General features: G+C 73.2%; 16 protein-coding genes. 4 read left to right on the forward strand and 12 right to left on the reverse strand.

The window, feature by feature from the left end; translation table 11 throughout:
- Positions 1-62 precede the first annotated feature (62 nt).
- The 4 genes from BJY28_RS01950 to ku form a co-directional block, all read right to left on the reverse strand.
- Positions 63-2,588: an ATP-dependent Clp protease ATP-binding subunit gene (locus BJY28_RS01950; protein WP_179461510.1), complete on the reverse strand. Its 2,526-nt coding sequence runs from the start codon at positions 2,586-2,588 to the stop codon at positions 63-65.
- Positions 2,589-2,743: 155 nt separating this feature from the next.
- The gene (locus BJY28_RS01955) at positions 2,744-3,067 is read right to left on the reverse strand and encodes an antibiotic biosynthesis monooxygenase family protein (RefSeq protein ID WP_179461511.1); all 324 of its coding nucleotides are present in this window, start codon (positions 3,065-3,067) and stop codon (positions 2,744-2,746) included.
- A 55-nt stretch (positions 3,068-3,122) separates the two neighbouring features.
- A complete protein-coding gene (locus tag BJY28_RS01960; protein ID WP_179461512.1) occupies positions 3,123-3,950 on the reverse strand; it encodes a DNA-formamidopyrimidine glycosylase family protein in 828 nt (275 codons plus the stop codon).
- 1 nt (position 3,951) lies between these two features.
- Positions 3,952-4,935 carry a non-homologous end joining protein Ku gene (ku, locus tag BJY28_RS01965; protein WP_179461513.1) on the reverse strand — a complete coding sequence of 328 codons (984 nt, stop codon included), beginning with the start codon at positions 4,933-4,935 and terminating at the stop codon, positions 3,952-3,954.
- A gap of 78 nt (positions 4,936-5,013) precedes the next feature.
- Between ku and ligD (BJY28_RS01970) the strand changes: the two genes are divergently transcribed.
- Both ligD (BJY28_RS01970) and ligD (BJY28_RS01975) read left to right on the forward strand, forming a co-directional pair.
- The gene (gene ligD, locus BJY28_RS01970) at positions 5,014-5,946 is read left to right on the forward strand and encodes a non-homologous end-joining DNA ligase (RefSeq protein WP_218875545.1); all 933 of its coding nucleotides are present in this window, start codon (positions 5,014-5,016) and stop codon (positions 5,944-5,946) included.
- Positions 5,939-6,817: a non-homologous end-joining DNA ligase gene (gene ligD / locus BJY28_RS01975; protein ID WP_179461515.1), complete on the forward strand. Its 879-nt coding sequence runs from the start codon at positions 5,939-5,941 to the stop codon at positions 6,815-6,817. Before ligD (BJY28_RS01970) ends, ligD (BJY28_RS01975) begins: the two co-directional genes overlap by 8 nt.
- A gap of 76 nt (positions 6,818-6,893) precedes the next feature.
- Here ligD (BJY28_RS01975) and BJY28_RS01980 read toward each other — a convergent pair whose 3' ends face one another.
- From BJY28_RS01980 to BJY28_RS02005, 6 genes are all read right to left on the reverse strand, one after another.
- A complete protein-coding gene (locus tag BJY28_RS01980) occupies positions 6,894-7,421 on the reverse strand; it encodes a (2Fe-2S)-binding protein (protein ID WP_179461516.1) in 528 nt (175 codons plus the stop codon).
- 104 nt (positions 7,422-7,525) lie between these two features.
- Positions 7,526-7,864 (reverse strand): histone-like nucleoid-structuring protein Lsr2, encoded by a 339-nt coding sequence (locus BJY28_RS01985; RefSeq protein WP_179461517.1) that lies wholly within the window; start codon positions 7,862-7,864, stop codon positions 7,526-7,528.
- Between the two features lie 100 nt (positions 7,865-7,964).
- Complete coding sequence (locus BJY28_RS01990; RefSeq protein WP_179461518.1) at positions 7,965-8,174, reverse strand: hypothetical protein; 210 nt, start codon at positions 8,172-8,174, stop codon at positions 7,965-7,967.
- 1 nt (position 8,175) lies between these two features.
- Positions 8,176-9,696, reverse strand: a complete 1,521-nt coding sequence (gene lysS, locus BJY28_RS01995; RefSeq protein ID WP_425485693.1) for a lysine--tRNA ligase — start codon at positions 9,694-9,696, stop codon at positions 8,176-8,178.
- Between the two features lie 565 nt (positions 9,697-10,261).
- The gene (gene panC, locus BJY28_RS02000; protein ID WP_179461519.1) at positions 10,262-11,176 is read right to left on the reverse strand and encodes a pantoate--beta-alanine ligase; all 915 of its coding nucleotides are present in this window, start codon (positions 11,174-11,176) and stop codon (positions 10,262-10,264) included.
- Positions 11,173-12,060, reverse strand: coding sequence for a DUF2520 domain-containing protein (locus BJY28_RS02005; RefSeq protein WP_179461520.1), 888 nt, complete (start codon positions 12,058-12,060; stop codon positions 11,173-11,175). Before BJY28_RS02005 ends, panC begins: the two co-directional genes overlap by 4 nt.
- 152 nt (positions 12,061-12,212) lie before the next feature.
- Between BJY28_RS02005 and BJY28_RS02010 the strand changes: the two genes are divergently transcribed.
- Positions 12,213-13,172, forward strand: a complete 960-nt coding sequence (locus BJY28_RS02010) for an SAM-dependent methyltransferase (RefSeq protein WP_179461521.1) — start codon at positions 12,213-12,215, stop codon at positions 13,170-13,172.
- Here the strand turns inward: BJY28_RS02010 and BJY28_RS02015 are convergent.
- Together BJY28_RS02015 and BJY28_RS02020 are read right to left on the reverse strand one after the other, a co-directional pair.
- Positions 13,120-14,361 (reverse strand): SGNH/GDSL hydrolase family protein, encoded by a 1,242-nt coding sequence (locus tag BJY28_RS02015; RefSeq protein WP_179461522.1) that lies wholly within the window; start codon positions 14,359-14,361, stop codon positions 13,120-13,122. The two genes, BJY28_RS02010 and BJY28_RS02015, sit on opposite strands and share 53 nt — an antisense overlap.
- Positions 14,358-15,539: a cytochrome P450 gene (locus BJY28_RS02020; protein ID WP_179461523.1), complete on the reverse strand. Its 1,182-nt coding sequence runs from the start codon at positions 15,537-15,539 to the stop codon at positions 14,358-14,360. Before BJY28_RS02020 ends, BJY28_RS02015 begins: the two co-directional genes overlap by 4 nt.
- Positions 15,540-15,618: 79 nt before the next feature.
- On the opposite strand from BJY28_RS02020, the gene BJY28_RS02025 reads away from it, so the two are divergent.
- Positions 15,619-16,782: an NADH-quinone oxidoreductase subunit D gene (locus BJY28_RS02025; protein WP_179461524.1), complete on the forward strand. Its 1,164-nt coding sequence runs from the start codon at positions 15,619-15,621 to the stop codon at positions 16,780-16,782.
- Positions 16,783-16,811 lie beyond the last annotated feature (29 nt).

A 16,811-nucleotide genomic window follows, 5' to 3' on the forward strand; every position in this document is an offset into this window, starting at 1 on the left:
ACGACGAAGGGGGCAGGGAGATCGCTCTCCCTGCCCCCTTCCGCCGTGTCAGCGGGTGACAGTCACTCGGTCGGGCCGCTCTCGCCGCCGGCCTCGACGAAGGGCATGTCGATGGACCGGGCGTGCGGCGCCCCGGCGAAGGTGAAGGTCGCCTGCTTGCCCTCGCCCTCGGTGTCGACCGCGACGATCTCGCCGGAGCTGAGCTCGCCGAAGAGGATCTTCTCCGAGAGCACGTCCTCGATCTCCCGCTGGATGGTCCGCTTCAGCGGGCGGGCACCCAGCACCGGGTCGTAGCCGCGCTTGGCGAGCAGCTCCTTGGCCGCGGGCGTGAGCTCGATGCCCATGTCCTTGTCCTTGAGCCGGCCGTCCAGCTTGGCGATCTCCAGGTCGACGATCTGGACGATCTCCTCCTGGGTGAGCTGCGGGAAGACGATGGTGTCGTCCACGCGGTTGAGGAACTCCGGGCGGAAGTGGTTCTTCAGCTCGTCGTTGACCTTGTTCTTCATCCGCTCGTAGTCGGTGCGCCCGTCGGACCCGCCGGCGAAGCCCATCGTCCCCTTGGAGATGTCCCGGGTGCCGAGGTTGGTGGTCATGATGATCACCGTGTTCTTGAAGTCGACCATCCGACCCTGGGAATCGGTCAGGCGGCCGTCCTCGAGCACCTGCAGCAGGCTGTTGAAGATCTCCGGGTGGGCCTTCTCGACCTCGTCGAAGAGCACCACGGAGAACGGCTTGCGGCGCACCTTCTCGGTGAGCTGACCGCCCTCGTCGTAGCCGACGTAGCCGGGCGGGCTGCCGAAGAGACGGCTGACCGTGTGCTTCTCCGAGTACTCGCTCATGTCGAGGGTGATCAGGCTGTCCTCGTCACCGAAGAGGAACTCGGCGAGCGCCTTGGCCAGCTCGGTCTTCCCGACGCCGGTGGGGCCGGCGAAGATGAACGAGCCACCGGGGCGGCGCGGGTCCTTCAGGCCGGCGCGGGTGCGTCGGATCGCCTGGGAGAGACCCTTGATCGCCTCGTCGTTGCCGACGACCCGCTTGTGCAGCTCGGTCTCCATGTTGAGCAGCCGGGTCGACTCCTCCTCGGAGAGCTTGAAGACCGGGATGCCGGTGGAGGCGGCCAGGACCTCGGCGATGAGCTCCTCGTCGACCTCGGCGACGACGTCCATGTCGCCGGCCTTCCACTCCTCCTCGCGCTGGGCCTTCTCGCGCAGCAGGTTCTTCTCGTCGTCACGCAGCCGCGCGGCCTTCTCGAAGTCCTGGCCGTCGATGGCCGACTCCTTCTCCAGGCGCACCGCCGCGATCTTCTCGTCGAACTCCTTGAGGTCCGGCGGCGCGGTCATCCGGCGGATGCGCAGCCGCGCGCCCGCCTCGTCGATGAGGTCGATCGCCTTGTCCGGCAGGAAGCGGTCGTTGACGTACCGGTCGGCCATGGTCACCGCGCCGACGATGGCGGCGTCGGTGATGGTCACCTTGTGGTGCGCCTCGTACTTGTCCCGCAGGCCCTTGAGCATCTCGATGGCGTGCGCCAGCGTCGGCTCGGCCACCTGGATCGGCTGGAAGCGACGCTCCAGGGCCGAGTCCTTCTCGATGTGCTTGCGGTACTCCTCGAGGGTGGTCGCCCCGATGGTCTGCAGCTCGCCGCGGGCCAGCATCGGCTTGAGGATGCTCGCCGCGTCGATGGCGCCCTCGGCCGCACCCGCGCCGACGAGGGTGTGGATCTCGTCGATGAAGAGCACGATGTCGCCGCGGGTCTTGATCTCCTTGAGCACCTTCTTCAGGCGCTCCTCGAAGTCACCGCGGTAGCGGGAGCCGGCCACCAGCGACCCGAGGTCGAGGGTGTAGAGCTGCTTCTCCTTGAGGGTCTCGGGCACGTCGCCCTTGACGATGTCCTGGGCCAGGCCCTCGACGACGGCGGACTTGCCGACGCCGGGCTCGCCGATGAGCACCGGGTTGTTCTTGGTGCGGCGGCTGAGCACCTGCATGACCCGCTCGATCTCGCTCTCCCGGCCGATCACCGGGTCGAGCTGGCCGTCGCGGGCGGCCTGGGTGAGGTTGCGGCCGAACTGGTCGAGCACCAGCGAGCCGGCCGGCTGGCCCTCGGCCTGGCCGGCGCCGGCGGCCACGCCCGCGGCCTGGCCCTCCTTGCCGCCCTGGTAGCCGGAGATCAGCTGGATGACGGTCTGGCGGACCCGGCCGAGGTCGGCGCCGAGCTTGACGAGCACCTGGGCGGCGACGCCCTCGCCCTCACGGATCAGCCCGAGCAGGATGTGCTCGGTACCGATGTAGTTGTGGCCCAGCTGCAGCGCCTCGCGCAGGCTCAGCTCGAGCACCTTCTTCGCCCGGGGGGTGAAGGGGATGTGCCCGGAGGGGGCCTGCTGGCCGGGGCCGATGATGTCCTGGACCTGCTCGCGCACGGCCTCGAGGGAGATCCCGAGCGACTCCAGCGCCTTGCTGGCGACACCCTCGCCCTCGTGGATGAGGCCGAGCAGGATGTGCTCGGTCCCGATGTAGTTGTGGTTGAGGAGGCGGGCCTCCTCCTGGGCGAGGACCACGACACGTCGTGCCCGGTCGGTGAACCTTTCGAACATTGGGTCATCCCCTCTACGTCAGCCGTTCGGCTGTGATGCTATCCGCGCCCCCTGTACCGGCCCCGTGACGAGGTCGGCGGTGGCGCCTCAGACGGATCAACGCGGGCCCGGGCCGGGCTGTTCCACCGACGGGCCGCGGCGGGCCGTGTTCGCTGTCAGCGGAGCGCGGCCTCGGCGGGGCCGGGCGGCACGTCGAGCACGATGTCGAACTCCAGCAGGTCGGCGCCGCTGGCCACGGGCTTGCCGTTGCCGCCGTGCGCGGCCCGGGAGTCGCCGTCGCGCCAGGCGGCGAAGGACTCCTCGTCGGCCCAGCGGGTGACGACGAAGTAGCGGTCCTCCCCCTTCGTCGGGCGCAGCAGCTGGAAGCCCTCGAAGCCCGCGGACCCCTCCACGGCGCCCTTGCGGGCGGCGAAGCGGCGCTCGAACTCCTCACGGGCCGGCTCGGGGACGGAGATGGCGTTGATCTTCACGACGCTCATGCCTCCACCCTACGAGGCCGGTCGACGCCCCGTCACGGGCGGCGGCGACGCGCGCTCAGGTGCGGCGCTGGCAGCGCCCGCACCAGTAGAGGGTGCGGCCGGCGATCTCGGCCGAGCGGATCGTCGAGCCGCAGACCCGGCAGGGTTGGTCGGTGCGCTTGTAGACGTAGCTGGAGCGCTCGTCGAGGTGGACGCCCTCGCCGCGGGCGAGCGCCGCCTCGACCTCCTCGACCTGCTCGGGCAGGGTGACGATCCGGCTGGTGGCGACGCCCAGCGGCAGCAGCCGCACGAGGTCGTCCCAGACCGCCTCCCAGGAGCGGCGCTTGACCTTGGTGCCCGGGGTGTACGGAGCGAGGCGGTGCCGGAAGAGCACCTCGCAGCGGTAGACGTTGCCGACGCCGGCGAGCACCTGCTGGTCCATGAGCAGCGCGGCCAGCGGCTTGCTGGAACGGTGGATCCGCGCCCAGGCCCGGTCCGGGTCGGCGTCGGCGCGCAGCGGGTCGGGGCCGAGCCGGGCGGCGATCGCCGCCTCGTCCTCGGGGGTGATCACCTCGCAGACGTTCGGGCCGCGCAGGTCGGCGACGTGCTCGTCGGTGGCGATCCGGCAGCGGACCTGCCCGACCACCGGCCGCTCCCCCACGTAGGCGGTGGCGTCGATGGTGAAGGTGCCGATCAGCCCCAGGTGGACGTGCAGCAGCGCCTCGCCGGCGTGCTCGACGACGAGGTGCTTGCCGTTCGCCCGAGCGTCCAGCACCTCGCGGCCGGAGAGCAGCGCGGCCCCGGCGGCGAACCGCCCCTGCGGCGAGGTGACCTCGGGCGTGGTGCCGACGAAGGCGGCGCCGAGGTCGCGGGCGATCCGGTGCAGGGTGTGCCCCTCGGGCACCTCAGGAGGCCTTCTTCTTCGTCGCCGGCGCCTTCTTCGTGCTCTTCGTCGCCGGTGCCTTCTTCGTGGTCTTCTTGGCGGTGGTCTTCTTGGCGGTCGACTTCTTGGCGGACGACTTCGTGGCCGACTTCTTCGTGGTGCTCGACGTCGTGCCCTTCGTCGACGTCGTCTCCTCTGACGACGACGAGGATCCGCTGGGTGCCTCGCCGCGGGCGGCCTTGGCCTTCTCCACCGACTTCGCCAGAGCGGCGAGCAGGTCGACGACCTCGCCGGAGTCCTCCTCGTCCTCGGCGGGCTTCTCGACCTCGCCGCCCTCGACCTTGGCCCGCACCAGCGCCTGCACCGCGGCGGCGTAGTCGTCCTCGTAGTCGGAGGCGTCGTACTCCCCGGCGAGCTCGTCGATGAGCACCCGGGCCATCGCCATCTCCTTCTCGCTGGCCTCGCCCGCCTCGTCGAGGCCGGCGAAGTCGGGGCTGCGGATCTCGTCCGGCCAGAGCATGGTCTGCATGACGATCACCCCGTCGCGCACCCGCAGCACGGCCATCGTCATCCGGGTGCGGATCGAGACGGTGACGATGGCCACGCGCCCCTCGACCTCGAGCGCCTCGCGCAGCAGCACGTACGGCTTGGTGGCCGCCTTGTCCGGCTCGAGGTAGTAGGACTTCTCCAGCAGCATCGGGTCGATCTGCTCCTCGGGCACGAACTTCTCGACCGCGATCTCCTTGCTGGAGCGGGTCGGCAGCTCGGCCAGGTCCTCGTCGGTGAGCACGACCATCTCGCCGTCCTCGGTCTCGTACCCCTTGGCGATGTCGTCGTAGGAGACCTCCTGGCCGTCCACGCTGCAGAAGCGCTTGTAGCGGATCCGCCCGCCGTCGGCGGCGTGCACCTGCCGGAACTGCACGTCGTGGTTCTCGGTGGCCGAGTACAGCCGCACCGGCACGTTCACCAGGCCGAAGGAGACCGCGCCCTTCCAGATCGCTCGCATGCCCCAAGCATGCCCCCAACCGGCGACGACGTCACGACCGCTGAGGTGCGCTGCGGCAGGATGAGCGCCGTGAGACCGATGCTGGCGACCGCCACCGACCGGCTCCCGGTCGGTGCCGGGTGGGCGTACGAGGTGAAGTGGGACGGGATGCGGGTGCTCGCAGACGCCCGCGACGGACAGCTCACGCTGACCAGCCGCAGCGGCCGGGACGTCACCGCCGCCTACCCCGAGCTGTGGCCGCTGGCGCAGACCTACGAGGACTTCCTGCTCGATGGCGAGGTGATCGCGCTGGCCGACGGGCTGCCCTCCTTCGCCGCCCTGGCCGAGCGGATGCACGTCGGGGACGCCCGTCGGGCACGCCGCCTGGTGGCCACGCGGCCGGTGACCCTCATGGCCTTCGACCTGCTCCGGCTGCTCGGCCAGGACCTCACGGCCCAGCCCTGGCACGCCCGCCGTGTCCTGCTGGAGCAGCTCGAGCTGGACGGGCCCCGGTGGCAGGTGCCGGACGTCTACGAGGACGGGGAGCAGCTGCTCGCGGTGACCGCCGAGCAGGGCCTGGAGGGGGTGGTCGCCAAGCGCCGCGACGCCCCCTACGCGCCCGGCCGCCGCTCGCCCGACTGGCGCAAGCTGGCGCACCGCCCCACGGTCTCGGTGGTGGTCGGCGGCTGGCGTCCGGAGACCGGCGCGGAGGGCTCCGGGCGGCTCGGGGCGGTGCTGGCCGGGATCCCGGACGGCTCCGGCGGCTGGGCCTACGCCGGCCGGGTCGGCTCCGGCCTGGCCGGGCAGACCGGCGCCCGGCTGCGCGAGCGGCTGGTCCCCCGAGCGGACTCCCCCTTCAGCACCCCGGTGCCCCGCGAGGACGCCGCCGGTACGACCTGGACCGAGCCCACCGTCGTCCTCGAGGTGCGCAGCCTCGGTCGCGGCGATACCGGCAAGCTGCGCCAGCCGTCGGTGGTCGGGGTGCGCCACGACCTGGACCCGGCCGACCTGCACGAGGTGAGCGATGCCTGAGACCCAGGTGACCCGCGTCGAGGTGGCCGGCCGCCGGCTGCGCCTGACCTCGCTGGAGAAGGTCATGTACCCCGCCACCGAGACGACGAAGGGGGAGATCCTCAGCTACTACGCGCAGGTCGGTCCGACGCTGCTGCGCCATCTGGCCGGACGGCCGGTGACCCGGGTGCGCTACCCGCACGGGGTAGAGGACCTCAGCTTCTTCGAGAAGAACCTGCCCTCCGGCGCCCCCTCGTGGCTGCCGCGGGTGCGGATCGACGACGTCACCTATCCGCTGGTCACCGACCTGGCCCAGCTGACCTACCTGGTCAACCTCAACAGCATCGAGCTGCACGTGCCGCAGTGGCAGGTCGACGAGGACGACTCCCCGGTCAACCCCGACCGGCTCGTGCTCGACCTCGACCCCGGCGCCCCGGCCGGGCTGCACGAGTGCGCCCGGGTGGCGCTGCTGCTGCGCGAGCGGCTCGGCCGGCTCGGGCTGGACCTCTACCCGGTGACGTCGGGCAGCAAGGGCATGCAGCTCTACGCCGCGCTCGGCGGGGACCTGACCAGCGCCCAGGTGCGCGACCTCGCCCAGCAGCTGGCGCAGGAGATGACCGCGGCCCATCCGGACCTCGTGCTGTGGAAGATGACCAAGACCCTGCGCCCGGGCAAGGTCTTCCTCGACTGGAGCCAGAACGTCGCCGCGAAGACGACGATCTGCCCCTACTCGATGCGTGGCCGCGAGGATCCGTGGGCGGCGGCGCCGCGCACCTGGGCCGAGGTCGAGGCAGGGGCGCAGGACGCAGACGCGCTCACCCAGCTCACCGGCGAGCAGGTCGCGACCCGGCTGGCGACGGAGGGCGACCTCTTGTCCGACCTGCTTCCCTGAGCTGCTCTCCGGAACCCGTCAGGCTGCGGTGCCGTCCGCGGGCGCGAGGACGCAGCGGTCCCGAGGACACCTGCCCTCAGGCGGTGCGTGGGCAGCCGGCGCACTCGTGGCAGCCCGGCAAGGTGTAGATGAGGCAGCAGGAGACGCGGCGCGGCGGGGGCGAGCCGGCGAGCCGGGCGCGGGCTCCGGCCCAGCTGTCCGCGACCAGCCCGCGACGCTGACGGCTGCTCATCCGCTCCGGTGCCGGCAGGGCGTCGGCGATCGGTGTCGCCACCGACAGGTAGGCGTCCCGGGCGGCGGTCACCCGCCGCTCGTCGTCGGCCACCCGGGCGTGCCCACCAGGACGCAGCTGCACCAGCGCCGGCGAGCGGTAGGTCGGGTCCAGCCCGAGCGACCACAGCTCCGGCGAGGGGTCCAGCAGCCAGTCGGTGCGGACCGCTGCCGCGGCCATCACCTCGGCCAGCGGGTAGAGCAGGTAGTGCAGCACCGAGGCCGCGGCCAGGCCCGGCGGGCGGACGCCGTTGAGCGCGACGGTGGCCTCTCCGGCGGCGTCGATCCACGCCGGAACGGGTCCGCCGCCGGTCACCGCCTGCACGTACGGCACCTCGAGATCCGCGTCGTCGGGCGAGGCGACGCGCAGGTCCAGGAACGCCAGATGGCGGGCGACCTCGGAGAGGTCCAGCCCGCCATCGGCATCGTCGCTCGGGCTCAGCCGTGCGCCTTGTCGTAGGCCTCCAGCACCTCGGCGCTGATCCGGCCGCGGTCGCTGACCTCGTAGCCCTTGCCGCGGGCCCAGTCGCGGACCTCGGCGAGGTCCTTGCGCCGGCCACCGCCGCCGCCGGAGCCGCTGCGGGCGCCGCCGCCGCGTCGCCCGCCGACCCGGCGTCCGGCGCCGACGTAGGGGGCGAGGGCGTCACGCAGCCTCGCCGCGTTCGCCTCGTTGAGATCGATCTCGTAGGTGACCCCGTCGAGACCGAAGGTGATCGTCTCGTGCGCCTCGCCGCCGTCGATGTCGTCCTCGAGGATGACCTGGACCCGCTGTGCCATGAATGATTCCGCCTTCGCTGGTGCTCGCGTCCCGGGGCGTTCTCGCACGCGGTGACGTCGTCTTTACGACAATCACCATACGCACATTCCTGCGATATTCCTATTCGCTGGTGCGGCTGGCGCCCTTCACCGGACCGTGATTGTTGTCCGAGGAGGATTCCGGGTGCTCCTTCTGCCATTTCGCGAGCGCCTTGCGCTCGGCCCGATCCGCCTCCAGCATGTACTTGATGATGAGATAAAACAGAAAGGCGACCCCGACCGTCGGCAGCAGCGCCGCGAGATAGGGGAAGATCGGCTCCAGCGCGTCCATCTCAGGCCTCCGGCTTCACGTGCGGGAAGAGCAGCGTCTCGCGGATGCCGGCTCCGGTGAAGAACATCACCATCCGGTCCACCCCGATACCGATGCCGCCCATCGGCGGGGCGCCGTGCTCCAGCGCCCGCAGGAAGTCCTCGTCCAGCTGCATGGCCTCCTCGTCGCCCGCGGCAGCGGCGCGCGACTGGGCGGTGAGCACCTCGCGCTGGATCACCGGGTCGATGAGCTCGGTGAAGCCGGTGCCGCGCTCCACCCCCGCGATGATGAGGTCCCAGGCGAAGATCAGCCGGGGGTCCTCGTCCTGGCGTCGGGCCAGCGGCTGCGCCTCGGCCGGGTAGTCGCAGACGAAGGTGGGCTCGAGGATGCCCGGCTCGACGATCTCGCCGAAGAGCTCCATGACGACCTTCCCGGCCGGCCAGGCGTCGTCGATCTCCACCTCGTGCTCGGCCGCGAGGGCGACCAGCTCCTCGCGCGGGGTGTCCGGGGTGACCTCGCGGCCCACCGCCTCGGACAGGCCGGGGTAGACCGAGAGCCACCGCCACTCGCCGGAGAGGTCGACCGTGCCCATCGGGGTCTCGACCTGCCGGGAGCCGAGGCTGTCGGCGACGGCCAGGTAGATCCGCCGGGTGAGCTCGGCGACCGTGTGCTGGTCGCCGTAGGCCTGGTAGGCCTCGAGCATCGTGAACTCGGGGCTGTGCGTGGAGTCGACGCCCTCGTTGCGGAAGATCCGGCCCATCTCGTAGACCTTGTCGATGCCGCCGACGACCGCCTTCTTGAGGTTGAGCTCGAGGGCGATGCGCAGCGACATGTCCTGGTCGAAGGCGTTCATGTGCGTGCCGAAGGGGCGGGCCGCGGCGCCTCCGTGGATCAGCTGCAGCACCGGGGTCTCGACCTCGACGTAGCCGTCGTCGTCCAGGGTCGCCCGGATCGAGCGCAGCACCCGCGCCTTGGCCCGGACCATGTCCCGGGCCTCCTGGCGGACGACGAGGTCGGTGTAGCGCTGGCGCACCCGGGACTCCTCGGAGAGGTCCTTGTGCAGCACGGGCAGCGGGCGCAGCGCCTTGCTGGCCAGCCGCCAGCTCGTGGCCATCACCGACAGCTCGCCCCGGCGGGAGCGGATCACCCGGCCGGTGACGGCGACGTGGTCGCCGAGGTCGACGTCCGCCTTCCACGCGGCCAGCGACTCCTCGCCGACCTCGGCGAGGGAGAGCATCACCTGCAGGCGGTCGCCGACCCCTTCCTGCAGCGAGGCAAAGGCGAGCTTGCCGGTGTTGCGCACGAACATCACCCGGCCGGCGACGGTGACCACGTCGTCGGTCTCCTCGCCGGTCTCCAGGTGCGCGTACTCGGCCGCGACCTCGGCCAGACCGGCGGTGGGCGCGACGTCCGGCGGGTAGGCGGCGCCGCCGTCGGCGATGATCCGGTCCCGCTTCTCGCGGCGGATCCGCAGCTGCTCGGGCAGGTCGGAACCGGCCTCCGGCGTCGTGGTGGCGGCGGTCTCGGGAGTGGTCTCGGGCACCCGCCGAGGATATCGAAGGGCGACCCTCGCCCCGACCGCCCCCGAACCACCCGGACCACCACCCCCTTCGCCCCGCACCACCACCCTCTTCGCCGCGCACCACCACCCCCTACGGCGCGCACCACCACCCCCTACGGCGCGGGCTACCACGCAGTAAGTGCTGTGATCGCGACACTTACTGCGTGGTAGCGCGCGTCGGGTGGGCCCCCCTTCGTGCTGGGTGGAGGTATCCGGGGCGGGTGGAGGTGTCTCGACGCGCTGGGGCGCGTCCCATCACCTCCACCGAACCCGCGTCATCACCCGGTGGAGGTATCCGCACGCGCTGGGGCGCGGCCCATCACCTCCACGGAACCCGCGTCATCACCCGGTGGAGGTATCCGCACGCGCTGGGGCGCGTCCCATCACCTCCAGCCGACTCGTTCACCTCCACCCAGGCACCCGGTCACGGGCGACGAGCCAGGTGCGGACGAGCCAGATGCGGACGAGCCAGGTGTGCCGACGTGCCAGGCGCCGACGAGCCAGGTGTGCCGACGTGCCACGCGCTGCAGCGTCAGGGGGCGCAGCGTCAGGTGCGGGCGGGCCCCGGGGTGAAGACCTCGCGCGCCCCACCACCGGGGCCCACGAGCACGGGGGTGTTGTCGATGAGGCGGGTGGTGCCGACCCGGGCAGCGACCGCCAGCAGCGCCTCGCCCTTGTACCACTCGGGCACGTCCTCGAGCGTCTCCGGATGCACCAGCACCAGGTAGTCGACCAGCGCCAGCGGCTCGTGCACCAGCACCTCGCGTGCCGCCCGGCGGATCGCCGACGGACCTTCCTCGGCCCGCTCGGCACCGGCCCGCAGCGCCTGCGACAGGCACAGCGCCACCTCGCGGTCGCTCTCGGAGAGGTAGGTGTTGCGGCTGCTCATCGCCAGCCCGTCACCCTCGCGCACAGTGGGCACCGAGACCACACCGGCGGGCAGGTCGAGGTCGCGGACCATCCGACGGATCAGCAGCAGCTGCTGGGCGTCCTTCTGCCCGAAGTAGAAGCGGTCGCCGCCGGTGAGGTGGATGAGCTTGGCGACGACGGTGAGCATCCCGTCGAAGTGCCCCGGCCGGGACTGCCCCTCGAGCACGTCGCCGAGCGGCCCGGCCGCGATCCGCACCCCGGGGTCGCCGTCCGGGTAGACCACGTCCGGGGTGGGCGCGAAGACGAGGTCGACCCCTTCCTCCTGGCAGATCGCCATGTCCGCGTCGAAGGTGCGCGGGTACTTCGACAGGTCCTCCTTGGGCGCGAACTGCAGCGGGTTGAGGAAGATCGAGACGATGACGTGCTGGGCCTGCTGCCGGGCGGTGCGGATCAGCCGGGCGTGGCCCTCGTGCAGCGCGCCCATGGTCATGACGACGGCGACGTCACCGTCGCCGAGCGCCTGGCGGGCCGGGACCAGCTCGGCCCGGGTGCGTGCGACCACCGGGGTGGTCGGCCGCGGCGGGTGGGTCATGGGCGCTCCTGATCGAGGGTGGTCAGCACGTCGCGGGCGAGGTCGGCGCGCAGCCGGCCGTCACGGGAGGCACGCTGGGCGGTGGCGCGGGCGAGAGCGGTGTATGCGGCCGGGAGGTCCGGCGCCAGGTCGGCGAGCTCGTGCAGGTGCGCGGCCACCGTACCGGCGTCGCCGCGGGCCACCGGTCCGGTCCGCGCGGCGTCACCGCTGGCCAGGGCGTTGTCCAGGCTCGCCTGGAGCAGCGGGCGCAGCACCCGGTCGGCCGGCTCGATGCCGGCGCTGGTCAGCACCTCCATGGCCTGCGCGACGAGGGTGACCAGGTGGTTCGAGCCGTGCGCCAGCGCCGCGTGGTAGCGGCCGCGGGCGGCCTCGGGCACCCAGACCGGTTCACCACCGATCTCGACGACCAGCGCCTCGGCGACCGGGCGCAGCGGCTCCGGGGTGGTGATCCCGAAGCAGCACTCGGGCAGGCGGGCGAGGTCCACGGACGTCCCGGTGAAGGTCATCGCCGGGTGGATCGCCAGCGGCAGCACCTGCTGGGCCGCCGCCGGGGCGAAGGGGGCCAGCCCGTGCCGGCCCGAGGTGTGCACCGCCATCTGGCCCGGCACCCAGGTGCCGGTGGCGGCCAGCCCGGCGACGAGGTCGCTCAGGGCGTCGTCCGGCACCGCGAGCAGCACCAGGTCGGCGGCGGCGACCACCTCCGGGACGGCGCGCAGCGGCACCCCGGGCAGCAGCAGCTCGGCCCGGTCCCGGGAGGCGTCCGAGACGGCGGAGGCCGCGACGACGTCGTGGCCGGCCGCGCGCAGCGCCGCACCCAGCACGGCACCGACCCGGCCGGCGCCGACGACGCCGACGCGCAGGGTCGGACGGGCGGGGGTGGTCACGGCGGGCCACGCTACCGCTCCCCCGCCCCTGGGCTGGCACCCTGAGGCGGGCGGCCGGCGCCGGGTGACGCTGTCGGGCCGCCGGGTCGAGAGGTCGGGACGTGGCACCGGCCGGCACGAGCGGACCGACGCGCGGACGGACGGAGGAGCGGATGCGCAGCTGGCAGCAGGCCTGGCACGACTCCCTCTACGGTCCGGACGGCTTCTACCGCGCGGCCGGCGGTCCGGCCGCGCACTTCACCACGAGCACCCACGGCGAGCGCGGCCACGTCCTGGCCGCCGCGCTGCTCGGCCTGGCGCGGGAGGTCGGCGCGGGCACGATCGTCGACCTGGGCGCCGGGCGCGGCGAGCTGCTGACGGCGCTGGCGAGCGCCGCCCCCGACCTGCGGCTCACCGGCGTCGACGTGGTCGAGCGTCCGGGCTCCCTGCCGGAGCGGGTCGTCTGGCACCGCTCCCCCGGCGGCGCCGAGCTGCCCGACCTGCCGGGTGCCGCGACCGACGACGCCCTCGTCGTCGCCCACGAGTGGCTGGACGTCGTGCCGTGCCCGGTCGCCGAGGTCGACGTCGAGGGCGCGCTGCGCGAGGTGCATATCGACGACGACGGCCGCGAGACGCTCGGCGAGCCGCTGACCGGCGGCGACCGGGAGTGGGCCGGGCGCTGGTGGCCGACGACGACCCCCGGCGCACGCGTCGAGGTGGGCCGGGCCCGCGACGACGCCTGGGCCGAGATGCTCGACACCTGGCGCCCGGCGGCCGCGGTGGCGATCGACTACGGGCACACCCGCGCGACCCGGCCGGAGGGCGGCAGCCTCGTCGGCTACCGGGCCGGTCGTCAGGTGCCGCCGGTGTCCGACGGACGCGCCGACCTCACCGCGCACGTGGCCGTCGACTCCCTTCCCCAGCATCGGCGCCTGGACCAGGCGGAGGCGGTGCGGCGGTGGGTGCCGCAGGCCGCTCCCCCGGACCCGGGGCTGGCCCGCACCGACCCGGCGGTCTACCTGCGGGCGGTGTCGGCGCGCAGCGCCCGCACCGCGCTGGTGCAGGGTCCGGCGGGCGGCTTCAGCTGGGTGATCTGGTGCCCGACGTGGTCGCCGTCCCCTCCGGTGGGGTGAGCACCGGCAGCAGCGCCTCGGCGATGAGGTCCATGCCGGCCGGGGCGGGGTGGAGCGCGTCCCGGTAGATGCCCTCGGCCGCGTCGTCGACGGTCGGCAGCGCCTCGCTGAGGTCGACGTAGGCCACCCCGCGGTCCACCGAGGCCGCCTCGGCCATCGCCGCCAGGTAGTCCTGCCACGGGTGCACGAACGCCCCCTCCGGCGGGTGGAAGAGCCCGACGAGCAGCACCGGGGCGTCGATCCCCCGCTGCCGGACCTGTCGCACGAGGGTGTCGACATCGTCGGCGAAGGTCGCCGGGTCGGTCCCGGCCCCGGCGTCGTTGAAGCCCAGCGGCACGAGCACGAGCTCCGGGTCGGCGCCCAGGCTGTCGTCGAGGTAGGAGGGGCTGCGCACCACCTCGTGCAGGCGCACCCCGGAGCGGGCGGCGTCGAGGACGTGCACGCACCGCTCCCGGTCGTCGCGGTAGGGACGCAGGTCGGTGACCGTCACCGGCCCGCCCCCCGCGGCCGAGACGTTGCGGACCTGCACCCGGTGCTCCCCGGCGCCCAGGTCCGCGGACGACCAGACCTCGCGCCGGCCTTGCTCGGTGGACGCTGCGGTCGTCGTTGCCAGCCCGCCGGCACGCGTCGCCGGCGAGCCGTCGACCCGCACCTGCAGCCGACCCCCGCCGGGCACGGTGCGGTAGCCGACGTCGACCTGACGCGCGTCCACGGTCCAGGTCAGGGTGGCCCCCGGCCGCAGGGTCAGGGCCCGTCCTCCCGGGCCCAGCCCCGGCGCCTCCGCGACGTCGCCGGTCGTGGCCGGGTCGGGCAGGCTGGTGGCGCGGTAGTCCGGCGGGACGCTCGAGCTCGTGCCGTGCCAGCCGGCCGCGCCGGTGGGGCAGCCCGGCGCCACGCGCTCCCGCAGACCGTGCTGCAGCTGGTCCAGCCAGCGCCGCTCCAGCCGCCCGGTCAGCCCGGAGCCCTCGCTCACCGAGTCCCCGAGCACGACCATCTCGGCCGGCTGCTCCGCCGAGGCACCGGCCGCCGAGAACCACGGGCGCAGCGCCTCCTGCGCGACGACGTCGACCTGGCCCGCGGACACCCCGCCGTCGCCGCCGTCGCCGTCGTCCCCGCCGTCGCCGCTCGTGCCGCACCCGGCCAGGCCCACCGCCAGCGCGGCGGCGGCCGGGAGCAGCCGACGGCTCATGACGGGTCGAGCACCAGCTCGGCGAAGCCGCGCAGCACGAAGGTCGGGCGCCGGGTCGCCGAGGCCACGCGCAGCCGCGGGTGCCGGGTGAGCAGCGCCCGCGCGGCCTGCTGCATCTCCAGCCGGGCCAGCGGGGCGCCGAGGCAGAAGTGGATGCCGAGGCCGAAGGCGAGGTGCGGGTTCGGGTCGCGCGCCGGGTCGAAGGTGGCCGGCTCGGCGAAGACCTCCGGGTCCCGGTTGGCGGCGCCGAGCAGGGTGATGACCTTCTCCCCCTCGCGCACCTCCGTGCCGGCCACGGTGAGGTCCTGGGTGGCGGTGCGCTCGAAGAGGTGCAGCGGGCTGTCGTGGCGCAGCATCTCCTCGACGAAGAGGGCCCGGGCGGTCGGGTCGGTGACGTCGACCTCCGGGCTGCCGGCGGCCAGCCAGGAGTGGATGCCGTTGCCCAGGCCGTTGACGCTGGCCTCGTGGCCGGCGTTGAGCAGCAGCACCACGGTGGCGACGAGCTCGTGCCGGCTGAGCCGGTCACCGGCGTCGCGGGCGGCGACGAGGTCGGAGAGCAGGTCGTCGCCGGGGTGGCGGGCACGGTGGTCGGCCAGCGTGTCGGTGTACTCGGCGAACTCCCGGCTGGCCTGCTGCGCGGCCGCCCGCTCGGCCTCGCTCGGGTCGACCTCGTACATCTTGACGATGGCCTGGCTCCACGGCCGGAGCAGGTGCCGGTCGGCCTCCGGCCAGTCGAGCAGCTCGGCGATGACGGTCACCGGCAGCGGTTCGGCGACGGTCTCGATGAGGTCGAAGGGGGCCGACCCGGCCGCCTCGACGAGCTCGTCGGCGATCCGGGCGATCCGCGGCTCCAGCCGGGCGACGTGCCCACGGTTGAAGGCGCCGGCCACGAGGCGACGCAGCCGGGTGTGCTTCGGCGGCTCGCTGTCGAGGATGGAGTCGGCGTGCAGCCAGTTGAAGGTGGCCCAGTCGGCCTCCGGCTCGCGCGGGGTGAAGATCCGACCGAGCCGACGGTCACGCAGCACCGCGGAGACCTCGGCGTGGCCGGCCGCGACGTAGCCGCCGAGCCCGGGCTGCCAGGTCAGCGGCCCCTGGGCGCGCAGCGCGTCCAGGTGCGGGTAGGGGTCGGCGACGACCCCGGGGTCGGTGAGGTCCAGCGGCGCGGCAGGGGCGGTCATGTCCCGATCGTGCCAGGCGCCGCGGGACGGCCGGTCCGCGGCACGGGCACGGCATGCACGGGCACGGCATACTCGCGGCATGGCCGAGCAGCGCACCCTCGACGTCGGGATCGGCGACGGCGCCCTGGCCAGCGCCGAGATGGTGCTCAACGTCGGCCCGCAGCACCCGGCGACGCACGGGGTGCTGCGGCTGCAGCTGGTGCTCGACGGCGAGCGGATCGTCTCGGCCGAGCCGGTCATCGGTTACATGCACCGCGGCGCGGAGAAGCTCTTCGAGGTCCGCGACTACCGGCAGATCACCGTGCTGGCGAACCGGCACGACTGGCTCTCCGCCTTCGGCAACGAGCTCGGCGTCGTCCTCGGGGTGGAGGCCATGCTCGGCATGGAGGTGCCCGAGCGCGCGGTCTGGGCGCGCACCCTGCTGGCCGAGCTGAACAGGGTGCTCAACCACCTCATGTTCCTCGGCTCCTACCCGCTGGAGCTCGGCGCGATCACCCCGATCTTCTACGCCTTCACCGAGCGCGAGGAGATCCAGGCCGTCATGGAGGAGGTCTCCGGCGGGCGGATGCACTACATGTTCAACCGGGTCGGCGGCCTCAAGGAGGACCTGCCGGCCGGCTGGCTGGGCCGGGTCGAGGCGGCGGTCGCCACGGTGCGCGAGCGGCTGCCCCGGCTGGAGTCGATGCTCGTCGGCAACGAGATCCTCCAGGGGCGGACGAAGGGGGTCGGCGTGCTCGACCCGGCGACCGTCCTCGACTTCGGGGTCAGCGGACCGATCGCCCGGGCCAGCGGGGTGGACATGGACCTGCGCCGGGACGCGCCCTACCTCGCCTACGGCGAGCTCTTCGCCGAGGGCGGGCCGGGACGGGTGGTCACCCGCACCGCCGGCGACTGCCTGGCCCGGCTCGAGGTGCTGCTGGAGCAGACCCACGTCAGCCTCGACCTGGCCGAGGCGTGCGTGGCGCGGCTGCGCGAGCTGCCGGCCGGGCCGGTGAACCAGCGGCTGCCGAAGGTGCTCAAGGTGCCCGAGGGCGACCGCTACACCGCCACCGAGAACCCGCTCGGCCTCAACGGCTACCACCTCGTCTCACGGGGTGAGAAGACGCCGTGGCGGCTGAAGCTGCGCTCGGCCTCCTTCAGCAACGTCCAGGTGCTGACCGAGATGCTGCCCGGGACACTGGTGGCCGACATGGTGGCCATCCTGGGCTCGATGTTCTTCGTCGTCGGCGACGTCGACAAGTAGCGCCGCAGGTCAACCCGCTCGGCGCGGAG

Origin of the sequence: Janibacter alkaliphilus (assembly GCF_013408565.1) — a bacterium.
GTDB classification, from domain to species: Bacteria; Actinomycetota; Actinomycetes; order Actinomycetales; family Dermatophilaceae; genus Janibacter; species Janibacter alkaliphilus.